This is a genomic window from Thalassospira sp. MCCC 1A01428 (assembly GCF_002115825.1).
Lineage (GTDB): Bacteria > Pseudomonadota > Alphaproteobacteria > Rhodospirillales > Thalassospiraceae > Thalassospira.
Map to the genome: position 1 here is coordinate 1 of NZ_JFJZ01000119.1, position 1,863 is coordinate 1,863.

The 1,863-nt window shown below is 53.1% G+C and carries 1 protein-coding gene; it reads left to right on the forward strand.

The window, feature by feature from the left end; all coding sequences use genetic code 11:
* Positions 1-527 precede the first annotated feature (527 nt).
* Positions 528-1,781: a site-specific integrase gene (locus THS27_RS26125; protein WP_168185029.1), complete on the forward strand. Its 1,254-nt coding sequence runs from the start codon at positions 528-530 to the stop codon at positions 1,779-1,781.
* Positions 1,782-1,863 lie beyond the last annotated feature (82 nt).

Here is a 1,863-nt window from a genome sequence, read left to right on the forward strand (position 1 = left end):
AATGGCACGACCAAAATGCGCGCTGGTTTCAGGCAGCACGGCACGCAACATATCGCCATCGCGCAAATGCAGGTGCCAGTCATCAGGACGACGGATAGTAACGCGGCTAGCTGACATGTGGGACCTCCTGAAAATACAAACACGTGCGCAATGGGGCCAACAGGCCCTGATTGGTGCAGGGGCCTTGAGTACCAGATCAACCATTTTTTGGGAATTGCAAACATTACCAGTCCGGTATTTTCGCGATGGAAAAGGCCGGAAAACGAAAAAGGCCAGGCTGTTAAGCCTGACCTTTTCACAATGGGGCGAATGATGGGGATCGAACCCACGACCTCCAGAGCCACAATCTTTAATCTCTCCTATCCTGCCATATTATGTCATAGCGTGACAATATACCGCAACGCCTTGTTCTTTGCGCCTTACAGGCACGTTTGGTTATTGGCGTCTTGCGTGATTATCTTTGACCATCACCCCGTTTTTTGTAAATGTTGCTACCTATTTGCTACCTGCATCAGGATAAAAACGCCGTGCCCGCCATCAAACAAAGCCTGTCAAATACCCTTTGCAAAACGCTGGACGCCGACCCCGCAGGCGATCTGATCATTTGGGATACACAGGTAAAAGGGCTGTTTTTTAAAATAACCCCGGCCAACAACCGGACCTTTGGCCTGTATTATCGCACCGCCACGGGCCAGCAACGACGCCCCAAGCTGGGGGACTTTGGCCCGCTTAAGGTGCCATCCGCCCGCGCAATGGCCGAGGATTGGCTTGCCCAGGTCCATCAGGGTGGCGACCCAGCCAGCGACCGCACTGCGCAGCGACGCAAGACGGATCAAATCACCGTCGCCGATCTGGCAGAGCGATACCTTGCCGACCATGTAGATGTGAAGCGCAAGGCAGGACAATCCCGCGAAAATGACCGCATCCTGTTGTCAAAACACATCCTGCCCGCCATTGGTAAAATGCCGGTCAAGGACGTTGAACACGACCACGTTTTTCGCCTCCACCGAAAGATGCAGGATAAATACACCGTCAACGGAAATCGCGCCCTCGCCTGCATGAGCAAGATGTTTAATCTTGCCGAACTATGGAAAATGCGCCCGCTCGGCAGCAACCCGTGCCGGTTTGTGTCGGCTGATCGCGAAGACAGCCGCGAACGTGATTTGCAAGATAATGAATGGTCGGCATTGGCCAAGGCGCTGGACGAATACGAAAAATACCAAATCGGTAACGTCGCCATATGCTGGTTGATAAGACTTTGCATTTTCACCGGGGCCAGACGCGGCGAGATCATGAACGCGCCGTTAAGCGCCATCGACGCAAAGCGCCAGGTGCTGGTGCTGGGGGACCATAAAACCGCCACCACGCGCCGATCAGTACGAAACCGCAGCAAAACCATTGTACTCAACAGTTACGCCTTGCAAGTGATCAAAGACAGACTCGATCACCCGGACCACAAAAGCAACCCGTGGCTGATTCCCGGACGCACCCGCAACGACGCGGACGGGAACCCGCTCTACATCCCCATGAATAACCCGATAAAAGCATGGAAAAAAATCAAGGATATGGCCGGTATAAGCGACCTGCGCCTTAATGACTTGCGCCACGCTTTTGCAACTATGGGGATCGATCACAATGTGCCCATGGAACATATTCAAAAACTATTGGGCCACACCAAAATCGACACCACCATGCGTTATGCGCACCGCAGGCTCGAAATCCAACGCAGGGAACAGGATATCATTGCCGACGCCATCGCCGCGAAACTGAAAACCGGTTGACGTCACTCCCTCCCTGCTTTAGATAAGAACAAAACAGGAACATTTAAGGCAAGTGAAAGGCAAGCCAATGGCAGATTGGCGC